This is a genomic window from Fervidicella metallireducens AeB, from assembly GCF_000601455.1.
Classification (GTDB): domain Bacteria; phylum Bacillota; class Clostridia; order Clostridiales; family Caloramatoraceae; genus Fervidicella; species Fervidicella metallireducens.
In genome coordinates this window covers 1-19,449 of sequence record NZ_AZQP01000043.1, presented here as the reverse complement: position 1 = coordinate 19,449, position 19,449 = coordinate 1, and the positions used below count along the sequence as shown (strand labels likewise).

Below are 19,449 nucleotides of genomic sequence, written 5' to 3'. Positions count from 1 at the left end.
CCTTTTTCTTTTTTACATAAATAAAATATGCGACATTTTCTATTTTAAACCCATTAAATTCCATTATTCTATGCAATTTTAAAAAATCCTCTTTAAATTTTCAGAATATTCAATATTTGCGCATTAAAAAAATACTCCTTATTTTTTAGGAGTATCTTTTTTCTTGATTTTTCTTTAATTTTCATTACGAACTGAAATAAAGTGGTGGTAAATAAAATTCCAAAGGCGATAGCACCTGCTATTGCCGCAGTTTCAATAGCTTTAACCCCTGCCTTGCTGTAATTGCTCTCTACTAAATATAAAACTGTAAAATACGCACCTGCACCTGGTACTAAGGGGAATATACCAGGAATAGAGAATACAAAGGCTGGAGTTTTTAATACCCTTGCCATCGTTTCGCTATAGAGGCCTACTACAACAGCTCCCACAAATGTTGAAAAAACAATTCCATTAGTATGTTGGTAGGTAAAAACATAGGTTATCCAGCTTAAGCCTCCACATATACCTGCCCATATAAGGTTTTTTCTCTGTATGTTAAAAATAATTCCTCCACAAAAACTTCCTAAAAAAGCTAAAAAAAACTCTGACATTTTATATCACATCCAATACACATTAAATGTTAAGGTTATACCTACCCCTACTCCAACGGCTACTGCTATAAACAGTGCCTCTCCAAGCCGGGTAAAGCTTGAAATTAAATCTCCATAAAGGGCATCTTTAATACCATTAGTAATTGTCACACCTGGCACAAGAATCATAATTGATCCTATTATCATTTTATCCAGATTTAATGCAGGTGAGATTTTATGGGCAATAAGGCTTACTCCACCTGCTATCATTCCTGATACAAAGTATTCAAAGAACTGGAAAAAACCTATTGACTCAATAGTGTTTTTGACTTTAAATATAAGCATACTTATAAAAAATGCCACCATGCTGTCCATAAATGTGCCTTTAAATAGCATTGCGAAGGAGAATGCAATTAACCCTGCTGCAATGCAGCTGGTCAATTGAGCAAAATAAGGCATTTTCTCAATACTTTTAAGATGTTCAATTGCATCTTCATATTTCATTTTTTCATTCTCAAGATTTCTTGAAAAAGCATTTATTGAGTCTATTTTATGCAGGTCAACAGTTCTGTTTTCAATACGTTTAACATAGGTAACTGTTTCGTTGTCCGGCCCTGTACAGGAAATGGTGAACCCTGTTGGAATAACGAAACATTCACAATCAACTCCGTAACTTTTACATATAATTTTTGCAGTATCCTCTACTCTATAAATTTCTGCACCACTAGATAATAGAATTTCTGCTGCAAGGGCTGCTATTTCCATTATCTGCTTTGTATTCATAAGCTTCACTACCTTTTCATTTTGTTTTTACAGGCTTAAAACAATGTTTAAAAACCAATATAAGATATTATACAAATCTTTTAAGATAAAATTCCACCAAAATCCCTGCTTTTAACTAAAAATTAATAAATTTATATAATTAAGACCTGAAAATATTTCCTTGACTCAACATGTTAGTTATTATATTTTAAAAATATAAAATTTTGTAATGACATATTATATTTAACATTAATAACTAAAAAAGGAGGGGATATATTGTCTCAATATTTATACCTGCCAGGCATATATTACTTATTTTTTTATTTTGTAATCTATGCATTTATGGGGTGGTGTCTTGAAACAGTCTATGCAACTTTAAAAAAGGGTAAATTTGTTAACAGGGGATTTTTAAACGGTCCTTTTTGCCCCATCTATGGTTTTGGAGTTTTAACACTTATTATTTTTCTGTATCCGCTTAGGAATAATACTGTTATATTGTTTTTAGGTTCTGTTATTTTAACGTCTATTCTTGAGTATATTACTGGTTTTTTATTGGAAAAATTTTTTCATGCTACTTGGTGGGATTATAGTGAAAATAAATTTAATATCAAAGGAAGAGTATGTCTGCGATTCTCAATTTATTGGGGCATTTTTTCTGTTATTGTTTTAAAAATAATTCACCCCTATGTCAACAATTTAGTTTTACTTATACCTGAAAAATTAGGTGTTATACTATCCTTCATACTTATTTCCTATTTCATAGCTGATATTGTGATTACTGTAACTTCAATAATTCAATTAAATGCTTTACTAAAACAGCTTCATGAAATTTCAGATGAGATTAAATCAAAGGTTGAAATCCTTAAAGAAAATACAATTGAGAGAACTGAAGTTATTGAAGCAAGAATCCATGAACTAAAGGGAAGATACGAAAAACTCATTTCAAAAAGACATGTTGTCCATCGTAGAATTTTAAGTGCCTTCCCAGGTTTGAAATCCAGAAGATTTGATTCTACTCTTAAGGAATTTCGTGAAAAATTATACAACAAACTTAATAATTAAAGGAGAGTTAGCTCTCCTTTAATTAATCATGAATAATAAAATTATACTCTTCTTCTCCATATTGAAAATCAATACCCTCTACTTTTAAATAATATGTTCCCTTTTTCAAAGGAATTGCATTTACTCCTGTTTTTGTATATTCGCCATAGATATTGTCATTATCATCAAATATGGTTATCCTGCAATATTTGGGAATATTCATTATGTTGAGATTGATAAATTTATCTACATCCAATAAAAATTTATAATAGTCCTCATCTCCTACATAATCGATGTATCCTTTATATATTTCATTTGTATTTAGATTAGTTGAATATAGTTTTGTGCTGTTAAATTCATATTGATCCTGAAATAATCTTACCTTATCATCAACTATTTTTTTGTATCTCATAGGAGTATATGGAATGTTATTTACTCCTTTTTTTATTTCATCCCAGCTCCTGAAATTAATAACTGTTTTTTCCTTTGTTCTTGATTCCCTGTTGGTTGTTGATTCCATTACAATAACGCCCTTTTTGTCTGAGGATTCTTTAATAAAAATCACAACATGATTTCCAATGCTATTTAAAATATCCATAGGTTTCAATTCATTTATATCTATCTCGTCAAAATAGTTTACAAGTCCCTTAGTAGAACATTTTTCTGGAATCTTAAATACAGCACAAACAAAACCTGAACAATCGAGTCCCGCTGTTAAGTCCTTATATCCTCCAGAACAATTAACGTTCCCTGCAATATATCCCTTTTCAATGGCATCCTGAAAGTTTTTTACATCATTTTGGTTGCTTATATCAAGCCCAATGTATCCGCCCCAGCAGTATGGAATTCCACTTACTTTAACACTGCTTTTTCCTTCTAAGTAAAAGGGCAGCTTAATATCAACATTATCTTCAATGCCATTTCTAGCTCCATTATATTCCCATACATAATTTATCATATCCATGCCACGATTATATGCAACACTTCGTGATATTCTACTGATTTTAATCTCTTTTTTTTCTGTTTTTGAATCCTTTTGAAAACTAAATATAGCTACGATTAATCCAACTAAAGCAACGATAAAAACTAAATAGAAAAGATATCCTTTAATTAACACAATTAAAAAATTTTTTGTTTTTTTCTATAGTTGTATTTTCTATATCTTTTTTTAAACAAAAAATAACCCCCATCAATTACTAGACAATATATTATAATCAAAGCTTATATTACAATATGACAAATATATTATCTTAAAACTGATAGGGATAAACTTAAAATATAACCTGATATATCACTTTTTATCTTAAGATTCAATTGAAACGTTTATCTCAAATGGTAAACCTTCAACAAGCATCTCAATACATACAGTCTGTTCTATTCCCGTATTTGCTGTAAAATCTCCATGCACTAGTGTTGGAGTAGAGATATTTAAATTTATGCCTATTTCAGAAAATTTAGTTGCTGCATTTGCTGTCAGCATGTTTGCCATCTCTGAAAGTGCACTTTGTGCCATATCATCCAGTTCTTCAACTGGCATTCCCATCATCATAGAGGATGCAATCTTTTTTGCACACTCAGCTGTAGTTGAATATACTACATTTCCCTTAACATCTCCAACTATACCTACTATTATAACAACCCCATGGCTCTGAATTTCTTTGCCTTTTATCCCTATTTTATTCTTTTTTATATCTTCTATACCTAATTGTGGTAAAACAGTTAAAAAAGATTGTAAAAAGGGGTTTATATACCTTACATCCATCAAATCACCTCAAATTCTAGTCTATATCTAATATTTTCGTATAAATTTAAAATTATATTATTATGATTTGATGATTTTTATGTAAAATATGATTAACAAATTAGAAGCATTCCTCCTTTTGCCATGAAATTTCTTTAATAAAAAAACATCTCCCTTCAAAGTTTACTTCGCAGCAAGTATTTCCTTTGAATGAAGATGTTATTCTTTAGCTCTAAACAATGCTTATATGTCCCTAGAATTTTTAATAAAACCTTATCTTACCTTTGCCCAGCTTATAATATATTCTATAGATTGATCTGGTACTTTTATGTCAGGTGAAAGCTTAATAAATTTACCTTCTATTCCTTGTTCCTTCATGCTTAAATCAAAATGACACATTGCTATTCCTATATCAACCCTTTGTATATCATATCCCATCTTATCAACATATCCCTTTGCATGTTGTAGATAAAAGTGGAATGTATCACCTTCTTTTAATATCCTCCAAGGTTGCTTATTAGAAGCTGATGGCGCTCTTCTTACCATATTTAATGCAAATGTATATATATCAGATTCTTTTTCTGCCAGTAAATTTTCAAAGTTTCCATCAAAAAATAACTCACTAAAATTCTTCCTCTGTTCTGGTTTTGCAATTTTTCTTATAACTAAATCAAGTACATTTGTCTTATCCTTAGAATATCCAACTGGAGTAACTATTGGCATAATTTCATCCGCTTTTAAATTTATTGCTTTAGCAAATTCACTCTTTTTAAAGGTACCTCCTAGCCAACATGTTCCTAGACCTAGTGAAGTTGCATATAAAATAAATTTTTCTAATTCATATCCAAGCTGCTCTAAATCCATTTCACCTCTTTTTAATGCCGTTATTACATATGTGTTTGCACCCCTAATTACACCATATGTGCCTAACTTCATTTCTTCATTATCTGCTTTATCAACAAGCATATATCTAATTTCATTATTAAATGGACTGTCTAAGGTAGCTAAATAATTTTCTAGTTTCTTCCTTAACTCTATATCCAATTTTTTATTTTCGTATGTTCTAACTGAAATTCTTTTGTTTACTATTTCACTTAATGGCGTATTAAATATCATAATTATTCTCCTTTCTATTTCCTAATACAATTATAACCAATTTAATAGAAAACGCATACAATAATATATTCATATAAAAAGAGATAAGCATATCTGCTCATCTCTGGTTCCTTATATTTTTTCAAAATTTTTCTTAGAAACTCCACATACCGGACATACCCATTCATCATCAATATCTTCAAAGGGTGTGCCAGGTAGTACATTGGAACTTGGATCACCAGTTTCCATATCATACACATATCCACATATATTACACCTATATAAAATTTTGTCTGAAACTTTATCAGTTTTGCTATCTGTTTCTTTTGTTACAACAGCTGCAGTAAGCCTCTGACCTTTTTTTATTCTGTGATAATTGGCATAAGTCAATGGCTCATCTTCACCTAAAACCTCACCATCTAATACTTTCCCAATAAAAACAGTATGCGTTTCTACATCTATTTTTTCTATAACCTCGGCTTCTATCCATCCGCCAGAATATTCTGTGGTATATGGTACACCTTTTTTACTTAGTTCATATTTCACACCAGTAAACTTATTTATATCCCGACCGGATTTGAAACCAAAATGTCCAATATAATTCATTGGAACATTTTCTGTTAATATTGATACGGTAAAAATACCACTTTCTTTTATGACTCATGGGTTAAATTATTCCTGTTTATACTGATAGCAATGGTGGCTGGTTCAGATGATATCTGAAATACTGTATTGGCAATCTGACCGTTAAAAACCTTATCTTTAACCGAAGATACAACATACAGTCCATAACTTAGTTTGTAAAATATTCTGTTATCCATTCTCCTCCCCCCTCTTATCATTCATAAAAAATCTATAAATCAACTCTTTATTTATATATCTGTCAACCTTATCCGTCTTTCATAAATAATTTTAATACCTATATTATATATTTATATGAAAATTTTTCAATTTTTATTTTAAATAAGCCTGCTACAGAGAAATTTCATGCAGCAGGCTTATAATATTATGCCTCTAATAATAGTTTGACTCCATCCTCAATTTCACTTACATAAAACTCTGGCACCAGTTTTGTCTTCTCTGTATATACCTTTGCTACTCTGTTTTTAAAGTTCTCTACCTTTTCCCTGTCTACAAGTGCTATTATACATCCTCCAAAACCAACGCCTGTCATTCTGGCACCTATACATCCATCTGTTTTAATTGATTCATCAACAAGTAAATCAAGCTCCTCTGTTGAAACCTCAAAGTCATCTCTAAGTGATTTATGAGATTCAATCATTAACCTTCCAAATTCCTCAATGTCTCCTTTTTCAAATAGCTCAACAGCCCTTAAAACTCTGCGATTTTCCCAAATAACATGTCGAGCCCTTGAAATAACTGTATCTTCTTTCATAATTCTATATATGTCATCTAAATCTGCTTCCCAAAGATTTTCCACATTTTTATATGAATTCATTGTTTTAAATGCACTGTTACATTGAATTTGACGTTCCTTGTGACCTATATGTGCCAAATCCCTCTTCTTGTTACTGTTGATTATAATCAAACTATAGTTTTTAAAATCCAAGGGAACATATTTATATGCCTGTGTACTGCAATTTAAAACTATTCCGTTATTTTTTCTACCTAATATTATTGGTATATGGTCATGATGTCCCCAGTTTGCCTTAATGAAATCTCTTTCTACTTCTTGACATAACCCTGCAAGGTAAAATCTATCTAAAGTTTCACCATTTTCCGAATAAAGCATCATATATGCTGTTAATACCTCAAGTGCTGCAGAAGATGAAAGTCCCACTTCACTAGGAAGTGTGCTTATAAACAATATATCGCATCCCCGTAGAGAATGCCTGTCTTTTAATATGTAATAAATTATTCCCTTTGGATAATTACCCCATCCATCATTTTCATCAAAATTTATTTCTTTATTTAAATCAATAATGACTTCATTTGTTTCATTAACTGATTTAAGCCTTATTATGTTATCATCTCTATAGGATAATACCCCATATATCCCTAAGGATATTGCAATAGGAAATAAGCATCCCCTGTTGTAATCCAGATGTTCTCCAACTAAATTAACTTTACCTGGAGAAAAGAAGCATAAAACATCCCCTTTACACTCTGGATACTCTCGATAAAATCGCTCCTTTAACTCTTGTACACTAATCATCCTGACACCACCCCTTAAAAATTAAAATTACCCAATTTAACCCATTAATTATAAGACTGTTCAGTGGATGAAGAAAAAGTGATAAACAGCTAATAAAATATCATGTACCAGCTTTATTATATACACATTGCTATAAAATTATTTCTTTTAAAAAATTTGATTATTATTGCAACACATGTAGCACAGACCTTTGACTTTTTGACACGTTCAAAGCAGCTTAATATCTTGAAAATCACTTAAAGACACGAATTTGCGCAAAGTTAACAAAAATCATTAAACATCTTACAAATAGAATTATACACTAAACTACATAAAATATAAATACTTTTCTGAACTTTCAAACTATTTAATAAGCCACAGTTTTTACTGTGGCTTATTAAATAGTTTTGATATCTCCCTGTTTTCTAAATAATTTTTCCCCTGCCATCCGTCTATTTCAATAAGTCTTGCATCAATGGCATTAAGAACCTCCCATTTCTTTAAACTCCACATAGGTCCTATTAAAAGATTTCTTGGGCTATCCCCAGTCAACCTATGAATAACCATGTTCTCTGGAAGCCTTTGAATTGATTCAGTAATTAAATTAACATATTCATCCATTTCTAAAAATTTAAGTTCTCCCCTATTATAAAGCTCTACCATTCTTGTGCCTTCCATAAGATGCAGAAGATGAAGCTTAATTCCCTGAGTCTCCGTATTAGCTACAAAATCAACGGTTTTTAGCATATCCTCCTTTGTCTCTCCTGGTAAACCCAATATAACATGGGTTACTACCTCTATATTTCTTTTCTTCAGCTCTTTTACAGCATTTATATAAACATCTAATTCGTATCCCCTGTTTATTATTTTAGCTGTTTTCTCATGTATTGTTTGAAGACCTAACTCAACCCAAAGATATGTTTTTCTATTTATTTCCTCTAGAACTTCAAATACTTCATTATCAAGACAGTCCGGCCTTGTTGCAATTGCTATTCCCACTACGTCATCAAGTTCCAATATGCTGTTATATCTCTCCCTTAAAACATCTGCTGGAGCATATGTATTTGTATATGCCTGAAAATATCCTATGTATTTTCCTTCCTTCCATTTTTTGTTCATTATTTCCTTAACTTCATAAAACTGCTCTACTATATCTTTTCTTGTTCCTGCAAAATCACCTGAACCCCTCTCGCTGCAAAATATACATCCACCCTTTGAAATTTTACCGTCTCTATTTGGGCAGGTAAATCCAGCATCTAAAGAAATTTTAAATATCTTTTCTCCAAATTTTTCTCTAAGAAAATAATTTAAAGAATAATATCTTTTGTCTCCCCAAGTTTTTCTCATCTACATCATCCTTTTATCTTGTTATCCTAGTTTAGTTTTTCAAAAATAAATTTAGATTATTAATAAAGTTTTACGGTCAGCTTTAGCTGACCGTAAATTATTTATAGCTTTGAGCAAGTCTTATTAAATTGGCAATCCATTCACTAATCAACGGAAGATTTAACATCACGATTTTTTGAAGTATATATAAAGCTACTGCACCAAGGACCGTGAATCCAACTGCCATTCCGAAACCCCTTGCAAGACCAATTAAAAAATTATACCATATCAATTTTTTAAAGTTATCCTTAATATAACCGTATTCAGAATGATTAACAGCACTTATTTTCTTATCTATTTTATTCAGCTGTTTATTTATAGTTTTATAACTTGGTTCCATTTAATCACCTATATTCACTATTTATGTACCTATTCTAACATATATGTCATATAAGTTAAATCTATTATTTTATCGATATTTTAATATAAGTCACTTTAAATTTGTATTATAATATTATTGAAAACTTAAATTTATGCTGAAAGGGATTGTTATGGGTAGAAGAAAAAGTAAAAAGAATAGACGGTTAAAAAAAATATTTGCTTTAATTACAACTTTATTATTTTCTGCTGTTATAAGTTTTTTCTTGATACGTGCTGGTTTTTTCGCTAACATCCAATCCTTTCTTGTAACTTCCAGCATGACAACACTTAGTCATAAGTACATTGCAAATGTAGCCGCTTCAGACAGCCAAATAAAAGATATAATGAGAGAAAACAGAGTTGATGAAAATGCCACAAGTTCTGAATCTAAAAAGGATGATATTGTAATTGAAGACAAATCAGACAATAGCATTGAACTTGTTGATATAAAGGGAAAGGGCTATGTTGGTCATATGCTCATTGTAAGTAATCCTCGAAGTATCATCCTTGGCACCAGCAAAAATCTAGGTAATTACGGTGAAAAATTAAATGATATGATAAACCGTTATGGTGGAATTGGGGGGATAAATGCAGGTGGCTTTGAAGATAGGGAAGGCAAGGGGAATGGTGGTATCCCAACTGGGATTGTAATTGAAAATTACGAAATTAAGTACATTGATACTTCTTTAAAAACCTTCAGCCTTGTAGGATTTGATAAAGATGGTTTTTTACAGCTTGGCCGTTATACCTTAGATGAAATTAAGAAAAAAAATATTAAATATGCAGTTAACTTTAAGCCATTTCTTATTGTTAATGGTGTCCCTTCAAAAATTTATGGAAATGGTGGCTGGGGTATTGCTCCTCGTACCGTTATCGGTCAAAGAAAGGATGGAACTGTGCTTTTACTTGTTGTTGATGGTAGACAAGTTTCTTCTGTGGGAGCAAGTATCAAAGATATACAGGATATTATGCTTGAATACGGTGCATATAATGCTTCTAATTTAGATGGCGGTTCCTCAACTGTAATGTATTATCAAAACAGGCTTATAAACAGCCCCTCAAGTAAACACGGGGAAAGACCACTACCAAATGCATTTATTATTATGAAATAAAACAAAACAGCTGTCCCATTAGTAATTAAAAAATTCTAATGGGACAGCTATTTTATTTTAGTAACCATATTCTTATAACAAAAATTTAATGATATAATATTGGTAATATGAGTTAATATTTTATATTATTGTAAATTTAACTAATTAATAGGGCGAGGTGATGGTGATATGGAGAAATACAAAGTTATCGAAATCAAACAAAGTGTCTTTGAGGATAATGATAGACAAGCTAATTCCCTCAGGGAAGAATTGAAAAAAGAAAGGACTTTTTTATTAAATTTAATGTCGTCTCCAGGCTCAGGTAAAACGACAACACTTTTAAGAACAATTGAAGCTTTAAAAAGTGAGATGAATATAGGAATCTTAGAAGCAGATATTGACTCAGATGTTGATGCTCATACTATTTCACAATCCGGTGCAAAAGTCATACAATTACATACTGGTGGCATGTGCCATCTTGATGCTGATATGACTAAACAGGGACTTATGGAATTGGGAACAGAGGGATTGGATTTAGTGATATTAGAAAATGTAGCAATTTAGTATGCCCAGCTGAATTCGACACAGGTGCTTGTAAAAATGCAATGATATTAAGTGTACCTGAAGGTGATGATAAACCTTTAAAATATCCTTTAATGTTTTCTATTGTTGATGTTTTGTTAATTAACAAAATAGACGCCATGGGTGTTTTTGATTTTAATATTGAAGCTGTTAAGGAACGTGTAAAGAAATTAAACCCTGACATTAAAGTTATCCCAATCTCTGCTAAAACAGGTGAGGGTATTGAGGATTGGATAGACTGGCTACGCACCGAGGTTATAAACTGGAAAGGAAAATAATATCATAATACAAATAAATTAAGGGGGATAATACTTATGGTTAATGAAAAGGTTCTTGACCTGGCAAATAAGATCAGTCGTACAAAAAGGGGTTCAAAAGATGAGATTACACCTAATGATCCAGAATATAAAATTCTTGAACCTATAGTAACGGAAGAAATGGCAGAAGTTGCACTTTGCCTGAAACTTCGTGAACCAATGAGCGCCTCAGAAATTGCCTCTATGTGTGGTAAGTCTGTTGAAAAAACTGAAAAACTACTATGGGATTTAGCCTATGCTGGTGTTGCTATCGTAAATAAAATTGACGGTGTTGATAAATTCTGGAATGAAATCTGGGTACCAGGGCATATGGAAATGATAGTTAATAACAGGGAAAACGTTAAAAAGTATCCCCAATTAGGTGAGGCTTTTGATGCATACGGCAAAAAAAGAGCCCCAAAGGCTGCTGGTAATGTTCCAGTTGGTTCAGGTCCTATGCGTGTAATACCTATCGAAGAATCTATTTCAGGAGAAACTAGAAGGGCTTCCTATGAAGAAATTTCAAAATATTTAAACGAAAATACTATTTTTTCAGTTTCAGATTGTTCTTGTCGTACAGCCAGAGAAGTTATGGGTGAAGGCTGTGGTCACTTAAAGGAAGATATGTGTATTCAAATGGGTCATGCTGCTGAATTCTATATCCGTACAGACAGAGCTAGACAGATTACCCGTGAAGAAGCATTTGAAATAATTAAAAAAGCAGAAGAAAATGGATTAATGCACAGTGTAACAAATACAGATGGTCCTGGGAAAATTCACGCAATTTGTAACTGCTGCGGATGCGGATGTTTCGCCGTTAGAAATGCCAACATGTTTGTAAACCCCGATATGATACGTTCAAACTATGTATCTCAGGTAGATAAAGATAAATGCGTAGCCTGTGGAGAATGCGTAGAAAATTGTCCAACTAACGCCTTGAAGCTAGGTCAAAAATTATGTTCAAAAACACCAACTCCCCAAAAGAAAAGAGAACTTCCTTATGATACAGAATGGGGTCCTGACAAGTGGAACCCTGATTATCGTATAAATAAAAAAGTTGTTGAAGAAACAGGCTCAAGTCCTTGTAAGGCTGAATGTCCTGCCCATATAGGTATACAAGGATATATAAAATTAGCTTCTCAGGGTAGATATAAGGAAGCACTTGAGCTTATTAAACAGGAAAATCCATTCCCAGCTGTATGTGGACGTGTTTGTCCAAGATATTGTGAATCTGCTTGTACTCGTGGTGATATTGATGATCCAATAGCTATAGATGATATTAAAAAGTTCATTGCAGAACAGGATATGAAATTGGAACACCGCTACATACCTAAAATAAAGCATAATTATGGTAAAAAAATTGCAGTTATCGGAGCAGGTCCTGCTGGTCTTTCCTGTGCTTACTATCTTGCAGTTGATGGATATAAGGTGACAGTATTCGAGAAAGAAAAAGCCCTTGGAGGTATGCTTACCCTTGGTATTCCTTCTTTCAGACTTGAGAAGGATGTTGTTAATTCAGAAATCGATATTTTAAAGGAATTAGGTGTTGAATTTAAGACTGGTGTTGAAATAGGTAAAGATTTAAGCCTAAATGATTTAAGAGCTCAAGACTTTAAAGCATTTTATATAGCAATTGGTGCCCAATCAGGCAGAAAACTTGGAATTGAGGGTGAAGATGCTGAAGGTGTAATGACCGGTGTTGACTTTTTACGTAAAGTAAATTTAGGTGAGAATTTAAAACTTCAGGGAGAAACTGTTATTATTGGTGGCGGAAACGTGGCTATAGATGTTGCAAGAACTGCTACAAGGGTTGGTGCTACTGGAGTAAATATGTATTGTCTTGAAACCCGTGAAGAAATGCCTGCACTTGAAGAAGAGATAGATGAAGCTTTATCAGAAGGCATTATCATTAACAATTCTTGGGGTCCAAAACGTATTCTTGTTGAAAATGGACGTGTCACTGGTGTTGAGTTTAAAAAGTGCATTTCTGTCTTTGATGAGAATAAAAAATTCAGCCCTAAATTTGATGAAAATGAAACAAAGATAGTTAAAGCTGACCATGTTCTCATTTCTGTTGGTCAAGGATTTGATTGGGGTGAATTATTAAAAGATTCAAAGGTACAATTGAATCCAAATAAAACAGTTAAAGTTGATCCTATAACCTATCAAACAGATGAACCTGATATTTTTGCTGGTGGAGATGCTGTAACAGGTCCTAAATTTGCAATAGATGCTATTGCAATGGGAAAGGAAGGAGCAATTTCAATCCATCGTTTTGTTCAGCCAGGACAAAGTTTAGTTCTTGGTCGTACTAAGCGTGATTATCGTCCATTCGATAAAACTAACCTTGATCTTGGAGGATATGACCGTGTACCAAGACAAAAAACAAGCCACACAGATGATAATAGTCCAGCCAAGACTTTCAGGGATTTAAGAGGGACATTTACTGAAGAACAAGTTAAAAAGGAAACTGAGCGTTGTCTAAGCTGTGGTGCAACTGTTGTAGATGAATTCATCTGCATAGGTTGTGGCCAATGTACAACAAAATGTAAATTTGATGCAATTAAACTGGTAAGAAAATATGACTGTCAAAACCCAGAATTCGAAAATATGAAGTCTACTATAGTAAAGTATGCTTTAAAGCGTAAGGTAAGAATAGCTGTTAAAAAGCCAATTAAATTGTTGAAAAATGTTTTTACTAAGAAAGATAATAAATAGAATAATACTGAACTTAAAAGGCTGGGGAGACTTTTGTTTCTCCGCCTTAAAAGTTTTATATGAGAGGTGGATTCATTTGCATGAATTAGGAGTAGTATTTGAGGTTATAAAAACTGTAGAGAATTTTGCAAGAAAAAATGGTTTAACAAAAATAGATACCTTAGTTCTCCAAATTGGTGAACTCTCCTCAATGATTCCTCGATATGTTGAAGCATGTTATCCAGCTGCTGTGGATGGTACATTATTACAGGATACTAAATTAAAAATCGAAATAATTCCTGGAAACGGTATTTGTAAAAAATGTAATAATGTTTTTAACATAGTTGATAATAATAGCAAATGCCAAATTGTGGGGTTGAAAACTGGGAATTACTAAGTGGAAAGGAATTTAAAATAAAGGAAATAATAGCTTGCTAAGTAAACTATCATGTTAAAATATAGGACCTCCTTTGTAGTAGTAATCACTGCGGGAGGTCCTATATCTTTTATTAATTTTCTTCTATACCAACAACTTCATATCCAGCATCTTCTATCGCATTTTTCAACTCATCATCTGATACACCTTCAAGTTGAACTTTAGCTGACTTTGCTTTTAAGTCAACCTCAACGGATTTCACACCTGCTATATCAGTCAGAGCGTTTTTTACATGATTAACACAGTGCATACATGACATTCCTTCGATTTTAATTATTTTTATCATATACATTCCTCCTATATATAAGGCTTGAAGCCTTTTAATCTCAAAGCATTAAGCAAAACAGAAACTGAGCTGAAACTCATTGCTGCAGCAGCAATCATTGGATTTAATTTGGGGCCGCCAAATAAAGTCAATATCCCAGCTGCTATTGGTATTCCTGCAGTATTATATGCAAATGCCCAAAATAAATTCTGTTTGATGTTTTTTATCGTTGCCTTGCTTAGGGTAATTGCAGTAATAACATCGATGATATCATTTTTCATAAGGACTATATCTGCTGACTCTACTGCAACATCTGTTCCTGAACCTATGGCAATTCCCACATCAGCCATAGCTAAAGCTGGAGCATCATTTATTCCATCGCCAACCATAGCAACTGTTCGTCCCTCTCTTTGAAGTTCTTTTATATATGATGATTTCTCATGAGGAAGAACCTCTGCAAATACTTTATCTATATCAATTTGTTGTGCTATAGCCTCAGCCGTATTTTTATTATCACCTGTCAGCATTACCACCTTAATACCCATTTTATGGAGAGTTTTTATAGTCCTTTTACTGTTTATCTTGACAACGTCAGCCACAGCTATTATTCCCTCTGCTTTGCCATCTATGGCAATAATAATTGGTGTTTTTCCCTGCTTTGAGTATTCATTTAATTTAGTTTGATATAAAGAAATATCCACTCCTTTATCAGTCATCAATTTCTTATTTCCGATAAGGACATCTTTTTCATTAACTTTTGCTTCTATTCCAAGGCCAGGAATTGCAGTAAAATTGTTGACCGTCCCTAGTGTGATACCCCTCCTTGCTGCTTCCATAACTATTGCCTCACCTAGTGGGTGTTCTGAAGCCTTTTCACATGAAGCTGCATACATTAAAAGTTCATTTTCATCAATTTCATTGCTAAACATATCCGTAACCTTTGGTTTTCCTTCTGTTATTGTTCCAGTTTTATCAAAAACAACCGTATCAACTTTATGTGTTTTCTCCAGCGCTTCACCTGATTTAATTAATACCCCATGTTCAGCACCCTTACCTGAACCAACCATTATTGCTGTTGGTGTTGCAAGGCCTAAGGCACAAGGACAAGCGATAACAAGAACTGAAATAAAAATCGTTAGTGAAAATATTATGTCCTTTCCTGATAACAACCATAAAACTCCTGAGATAACGGCAATTATTATGACTACCGGTATAAAGTAACCTGAAATAACATCCGCCAGTCTTGCTATAGGTGCCTTTGAACTCTGTGCAGATTCCACCAGCTCTATAATCTGTGATAGTACAGTATCTTTTCCTACTTTCCCTGCCCTGATTTTTATCATTCCGTTTTTATTTATGCTGGCACCTATTACTTTATCTCCAATCTTTTTTTCAACTGGAATGCTTTCACCTGTCAGCATTGATTCATCCACAGAAGTATTTCCCTCAACTACAACTCCATCAACAGGAATTTTTTCTCCAGGCCTTACAAGGACAATATCTCCAACTTCAACTTCGTCAATTTCAATTTCTATTTCACAATCATTTTGAATTATCCATGCTTTTTTTGGTGAAAGCTCCATTAGCTTTCTTATTGCCTCAGAGGTCTTTCCTTTTGTCCTAACCTCAAGATATTTACCAAGAAGTATCAATGTTATTATTGTTGAAGCTGATTCAAAATAAAGTTCCTTTGAATACATATGGTTTCCTATAGAAATTTGGTATAAAGCAAATAGACCATAGATTACAGCTGCTGATGTTCCTATTGCTATCAGTGAATCCATGTTTGGACTTCCTTTAATCATAGTTTTAAATCCTACTATATAAAATTTTCTTCCTGCTATAAGTGATGGTATCACCAAAACTAATTGTGCAATAGCAAAGTTAATAGGATTTTTAGAATGATCAATTATTTCAGGTAAAGGCATACCAAACATATGTCCCATAGCTATAATTAGTAATGGTATGGTAAAAATTGCTGAGACAATAAGGTTTGTTAACATCCTTTTTTCTTCTTTTTGTTTTCTCTCTTTATTTTTATCAAGGGTTGTATCTTTTTCTTCTATAGGGATATAACCTGCTTTTTTAATAGCTTCCTTAATCATTGAAATTCTTACCTTTGCAGGATCAAATTCAACGAAAAGTCTTTCCATAGGAAAATTTACTTCCGCCCTTATTACCCCATCTAATTTTTTTACTGTCCTTTCCACTGCTTTAGAACATGCAGCACAAGTCATGCCCCCAATGTTTATAATTTTCTCCATTTTATCACCTACTTTTCAATTAGCTTTTCTAAAACACTTATAACCTCTTCTACCTTTTCTTCACCTGTGTTATTTATAAAGGCATCCTTTACACAATGATTTAAGTGCTGTTTTAATATCAGCATATTTGACTTTTTTAGCAATGACTGTACAGCATTTATTTGATTAGATATATCTATACAATATCTTCCTTCATCAATCATTTTAAGTATTCCTTCTATTTGCCCCTTAGCTGTTTTCAATAATTGGGCTGCCTTTTTTTTCTCTTCGTTCACACTCTCACCTCCTCCCCCCTACCTAGGGGGTGTATTTTAATTATATTATATCCATAAATTTTTTTCAATATGTAATAAAAAAACATTCTTAAAGGGAAATCCCACTTAAGAATGTTTACATTTTTAATTATTTTCAATTGCACTAAAACTGATTCAGAATTTTTTTAACGGATATTCCAACCGAAATTATCCCGTTTTTATCTTTCCTCTTAACAGCAACAAATTTATAAAGCTCACCAGTGTCTAATCTTCTTGTTAATGGATAAATTTCAATCTCTTTATCACTTTTGGAAAAACTTATATATCTCTTATCCAGCTCAAAAATATTAAGCCCAATGGCATCACTTGTACTTCCATGTTCAAAAATTCCCTGACTATTAGCATAGTACACATCATCAACGCCTGTTTCTTTGCATAGTTGTTTCAGGCTGGACTGTGATTTATCACCAAGATAATCTCTTACTTTTAAGCATTTTTTAATGATATCCTTTTCAAGATTTTCATCTATATTTTTTGATACAAACTCATCTGTAACCTTTGCAACTGCTTCTGCTATTGAATTAAGTTGTTCAATTATTTTCCATTGCATCTCAATATCTGAAGCGATTTCCTCTATAGATGCGTATGTTTCTTCATGGGACTGTGATAACTCCTTAGATGTATTAATTGCTTTATCTGATGATTTAATTATGCTGAAAGTACCCTTTATTATATTATCTATATCCTTATCCAAAATATCAGCTGACTTTTCCACCCCATCGAGAACATCCATAATTCTGCCTAAGGCCTTTTCTGTTGCATTTATTTTTTCTTCACTTTCCTGTGCTATATTTTCCATGTCGTTGATACTTTTTTGAATCTCATCTACAATAAACTTTATATTTGAACTAAATCCCTTTGACTGATCAGCAAGTTTTTTAATCTGATTTGCAACTACTAAAAATCCTCTTCCAGCTTCACCTGCTCTTGCTGCTTCTATACTGGCATTAAGGGATAACAGATGTGTTTGATCTGCTATCTCATTGATATAATCAGTGATACTATATATTTTCTTAGATGATTCATCTAAATTATTTTTAGCCAGAGCAAAGCCTTTATAAGTCTTTATTAAATCTTTAAAGGTATCAACAGCCCTTTTAATTGTCTGTCCACCTTCTTTAACTGTTTTTATATTATCTACAGATAATTCCTTAGTTCTATTTGCTGAGTTATTGATTTCTTTTACTTCCCTTGTTATACTGCTTATTTCATGATTAATCAAAGATAAATTGCTGTTATCCTTTTCTACTAAATTAAGTACTTCCTTTGAAGCTAAATGTATATCCTTGGATAAATCATAAAGTTTATTCTTTGCTATATACATATCCTTACTAGTATTTGACAATTCCATTGCTGTAAGTTTGTTATTATTTTCTATATCTGTTTTTTCAACAGTGATCACATCATTGGTATTTAAATGCTTATCCTTTTTATTTATTATAAAACTTAATAGAGTTGTTACAAAAATTGAAACAACAAAAGAAATGTGGTTAGATAAATTAAGTAGGTTTATGACCTCAGCGATTATTAACCCTGTTAAAACACATATTGTTCCTTTTAATATACCCTTCATACAAATCTCCATCCTATATCAATTTTAATTTAAACATCTATAATATTATTTTAATTTGAACATAGGTTTTCCACAAGATAGCTGTATAAATTTAAGAAGAGACTTGAAATATCTCAACTTGCATATAAAATAATTATCCACAATAGTTATGGTTAAATGTGGTTATATATAATCTTTCTGTCAATATATTTCAATTGGACAGAAAAGCTTTGAAAACTCCTTTTCTCCATAGGCATTAAAATTAACCCTGATTATATTTTCATCCTCAAATACTACTATTCCTTCTCCGTATTTAGGATGCTTTGCTCTGGTTACTTTTTCCTCTTTTCTTTTCTTCTCCCTTTCTTCCCTGAGCATATTCATTAATGTTGATAAGTTTAATGAATTGCTTTCGTCTTCCTTAGTTATTAAATTCTGTGGAATCATAGTTATATATGGACTCATATAAGGCGACACCCCCTGAAGGCTGGGTTTAACGTGGTATGAAATTTCTATATAGTTTTTAGCCCTTGTTAAGCCTACAAAGAAAAGCCTTGCTTCCTCCTCCTCTTCATCTCTTTTAGTTGATATTGGCATATTCCCCATATTTGCACCTATAATAAAAATATGGGAGAATTCCAACCCCTTTGAAGCATGTAAAGTTAATAGATTTACCTTGTTATCATCTTCCTCCGTTGAAATAGAATCTTCAAATATCAAAGGCTTTTTAAATGGCTTTTTATATGGAATTCCTTCCTTTTCAAAAATATAAGCTATTACCTCTCCTTGTGATTGCCTTCTATATAAAACTGCAATATCTTTATAGCTTAACCCTTCTTCTAT

At 32.3% G+C, this 19,449-nt stretch carries 18 protein-coding genes and 2 pseudogenes; 5 read left to right on the top strand and 15 right to left on the bottom strand.

The window, feature by feature from the left end:
- Positions 1–92: 92 nt before the first annotated feature.
- Both Q428_RS11535 and Q428_RS11530 read right to left on the bottom strand, forming a co-directional pair.
- On the bottom strand, positions 93–590 hold the full coding sequence (locus tag Q428_RS11535; RefSeq protein WP_051515142.1) for a threonine/serine exporter family protein: 498 nt from the start codon (positions 588–590) through the stop codon (positions 93–95).
- 6 nt (positions 591–596) lie between these two features.
- A complete protein-coding gene (locus tag Q428_RS11530; protein ID WP_035381116.1) occupies positions 597–1,352 on the bottom strand; it encodes a threonine/serine exporter family protein in 756 nt (251 codons plus the stop codon).
- Positions 1,353–1,607: 255 nt separating this feature from the next.
- On the opposite strand from Q428_RS11530, the gene Q428_RS11525 reads away from it, so the two are divergent.
- The gene (locus Q428_RS11525) at positions 1,608–2,393 is read left to right on the top strand and encodes a putative ABC transporter permease (RefSeq protein ID WP_051515141.1); all 786 of its coding nucleotides are present in this window, start codon (positions 1,608–1,610) and stop codon (positions 2,391–2,393) included.
- A 22-nt stretch (positions 2,394–2,415) separates the two neighbouring features.
- On the opposite strand, the gene Q428_RS14640 is transcribed toward Q428_RS11525, so the two are convergent.
- From Q428_RS14640 to Q428_RS11490, 8 genes are all read right to left on the bottom strand, one after another.
- Positions 2,416–3,489 (bottom strand): NlpC/P60 family protein, encoded by a 1,074-nt coding sequence (locus Q428_RS14640; RefSeq protein WP_051515140.1) that lies wholly within the window; start codon positions 3,487–3,489, stop codon positions 2,416–2,418.
- Between the two features lie 186 nt (positions 3,490–3,675).
- Positions 3,676–4,134: a chemotaxis protein CheX gene (locus tag Q428_RS11515; RefSeq protein WP_035381115.1), complete on the bottom strand. Its 459-nt coding sequence runs from the start codon at positions 4,132–4,134 to the stop codon at positions 3,676–3,678.
- A 252-nt stretch (positions 4,135–4,386) separates the two neighbouring features.
- Positions 4,387–5,229 carry a nitroreductase family protein gene (locus Q428_RS11510; protein ID WP_035381113.1) on the bottom strand — a complete coding sequence of 281 codons (843 nt, stop codon included), beginning with the start codon at positions 5,227–5,229 and terminating at the stop codon, positions 4,387–4,389.
- Between the two features lie 111 nt (positions 5,230–5,340).
- Complete coding sequence (locus Q428_RS16750; RefSeq protein ID WP_035381111.1) at positions 5,341–5,814, bottom strand: rubredoxin; 474 nt, start codon at positions 5,812–5,814, stop codon at positions 5,341–5,343.
- A gap of 47 nt (positions 5,815–5,861) precedes the next feature.
- Positions 5,862–6,029 (bottom strand): flavin reductase, encoded by a 168-nt coding sequence (locus tag Q428_RS16745; protein WP_278244910.1) that lies wholly within the window; start codon positions 6,027–6,029, stop codon positions 5,862–5,864.
- 185 nt (positions 6,030–6,214) lie between these two features.
- A complete protein-coding gene (locus Q428_RS11500; protein WP_051515139.1) occupies positions 6,215–7,384 on the bottom strand; it encodes a galactokinase in 1,170 nt (389 codons plus the stop codon).
- A 363-nt stretch (positions 7,385–7,747) separates the two neighbouring features.
- Positions 7,748–8,710 carry a tRNA modification radical SAM protein MnmL/YtqA gene (gene mnmL, locus Q428_RS11495; protein ID WP_035381109.1) on the bottom strand — a complete coding sequence of 321 codons (963 nt, stop codon included), beginning with the start codon at positions 8,708–8,710 and terminating at the stop codon, positions 7,748–7,750.
- 97 nt (positions 8,711–8,807) lie between these two features.
- Positions 8,808–9,089, bottom strand: coding sequence for a DUF5665 domain-containing protein (locus tag Q428_RS11490; protein WP_035381107.1), 282 nt, complete (start codon positions 9,087–9,089; stop codon positions 8,808–8,810).
- Between the two features lie 151 nt (positions 9,090–9,240).
- Between Q428_RS11490 and Q428_RS11485 the strand changes: the two genes are divergently transcribed.
- The 4 genes and pseudogenes from Q428_RS11485 (at position 9,241) to Q428_RS11470 (ending at position 14,213) form a co-directional block, all read left to right on the top strand.
- Positions 9,241–10,221, top strand: a complete 981-nt coding sequence (locus Q428_RS11485; RefSeq protein WP_035381105.1) for a phosphodiester glycosidase family protein — start codon at positions 9,241–9,243, stop codon at positions 10,219–10,221.
- A gap of 168 nt (positions 10,222–10,389) precedes the next feature.
- Positions 10,390–11,060, top strand: a pseudogene (gene hypB, locus Q428_RS11480) (hydrogenase nickel incorporation protein HypB).
- 36 nt (positions 11,061–11,096) lie between these two features.
- Positions 11,097–13,796 (top strand): FAD-dependent oxidoreductase, encoded by a 2,700-nt coding sequence (locus Q428_RS11475; RefSeq protein WP_035381103.1) that lies wholly within the window; start codon positions 11,097–11,099, stop codon positions 13,794–13,796.
- A 76-nt stretch (positions 13,797–13,872) separates the two neighbouring features.
- Positions 13,873–14,213: pseudogene (locus tag Q428_RS11470) on the top strand (hydrogenase maturation nickel metallochaperone HypA/HybF).
- Positions 14,214–14,284: 71 nt separating this feature from the next.
- On the opposite strand, the gene Q428_RS11465 reads toward Q428_RS11470, so the two are convergent.
- The 5 genes from Q428_RS11465 to Q428_RS11445 all read right to left on the bottom strand — a co-directional run.
- The gene (locus Q428_RS11465; protein WP_035381101.1) at positions 14,285–14,497 is read right to left on the bottom strand and encodes a heavy-metal-associated domain-containing protein; all 213 of its coding nucleotides are present in this window, start codon (positions 14,495–14,497) and stop codon (positions 14,285–14,287) included.
- Positions 14,498–14,508: 11 nt separating this feature from the next.
- Positions 14,509–16,740: a heavy metal translocating P-type ATPase gene (locus Q428_RS11460; RefSeq protein WP_051515138.1), complete on the bottom strand. Its 2,232-nt coding sequence runs from the start codon at positions 16,738–16,740 to the stop codon at positions 14,509–14,511.
- 8 nt (positions 16,741–16,748) lie between these two features.
- The gene (locus tag Q428_RS11455) at positions 16,749–17,015 is read right to left on the bottom strand and encodes a metal-sensing transcriptional repressor (RefSeq protein WP_035381099.1); all 267 of its coding nucleotides are present in this window, start codon (positions 17,013–17,015) and stop codon (positions 16,749–16,751) included.
- A gap of 142 nt (positions 17,016–17,157) precedes the next feature.
- The gene (locus Q428_RS11450) at positions 17,158–18,627 is read right to left on the bottom strand and encodes a methyl-accepting chemotaxis protein (protein WP_035381097.1); all 1,470 of its coding nucleotides are present in this window, start codon (positions 18,625–18,627) and stop codon (positions 17,158–17,160) included.
- 180 nt (positions 18,628–18,807) lie between these two features.
- A partial coding sequence (locus Q428_RS11445; RefSeq protein ID WP_035381095.1) for a 3'-5' exonuclease occupies positions 18,808–19,449 on the bottom strand: 642 nt, incomplete at its 5' end.

Excerpts from the sequence above, each read along its gene's own strand:
- Q428_RS16745 (WP_278244910.1), bottom strand. The coding sequence starts at position 6,029 with ATGGATAACAGAATATTTTACAAACTAAGTTATGGACTGTATGTTGTA.
- Q428_RS11530 (WP_035381116.1), bottom strand. The coding sequence starts at position 1,352 with ATGAATACAAAGCAGATAATGGAAATAGCAGCCCTTGCAGCAGAAATT.
- Q428_RS11475 (WP_035381103.1), top strand. The coding sequence starts at position 11,097 with ATGGTTAATGAAAAGGTTCTTGACCTGGCAAATAAGATCAGTCGTACA.
- Q428_RS11450 (WP_035381097.1), bottom strand. The coding sequence starts at position 18,627 with ATGAAGGGTATATTAAAAGGAACAATATGTGTTTTAACAGGGTTAATA.
- Q428_RS11485 (WP_035381105.1), top strand. The coding sequence starts at position 9,241 with ATGGGTAGAAGAAAAAGTAAAAAGAATAGACGGTTAAAAAAAATATTT.
- Q428_RS16750 (WP_035381111.1), bottom strand. The coding sequence starts at position 5,814 with ATGAATTATATTGGACATTTTGGTTTCAAATCCGGTCGGGATATAAAT.
- Q428_RS11515 (WP_035381115.1), bottom strand. The coding sequence starts at position 4,134 with ATGGATGTAAGGTATATAAACCCCTTTTTACAATCTTTTTTAACTGTT.
- Q428_RS11460 (WP_051515138.1), bottom strand. The coding sequence starts at position 16,740 with ATGGAGAAAATTATAAACATTGGGGGCATGACTTGTGCTGCATGTTCT.
- Q428_RS11490 (WP_035381107.1), bottom strand. The coding sequence starts at position 9,089 with ATGGAACCAAGTTATAAAACTATAAATAAACAGCTGAATAAAATAGAT.
- Q428_RS11500 (WP_051515139.1), bottom strand. The coding sequence starts at position 7,384 with ATGATTAGTGTACAAGAGTTAAAGGAGCGATTTTATCGAGAGTATCCA.
- Q428_RS11465 (WP_035381101.1), bottom strand. The coding sequence starts at position 14,497 with ATGATAAAAATAATTAAAATCGAAGGAATGTCATGTATGCACTGTGTT.
- mnmL (WP_035381109.1), bottom strand. The coding sequence starts at position 8,710 with ATGAGAAAAACTTGGGGAGACAAAAGATATTATTCTTTAAATTATTTT.
- Q428_RS11510 (WP_035381113.1), bottom strand. The coding sequence starts at position 5,229 with ATGATATTTAATACGCCATTAAGTGAAATAGTAAACAAAAGAATTTCA.
- Q428_RS11535 (WP_051515142.1), bottom strand. The coding sequence starts at position 590 with ATGTCAGAGTTTTTTTTAGCTTTTTTAGGAAGTTTTTGTGGAGGAATT.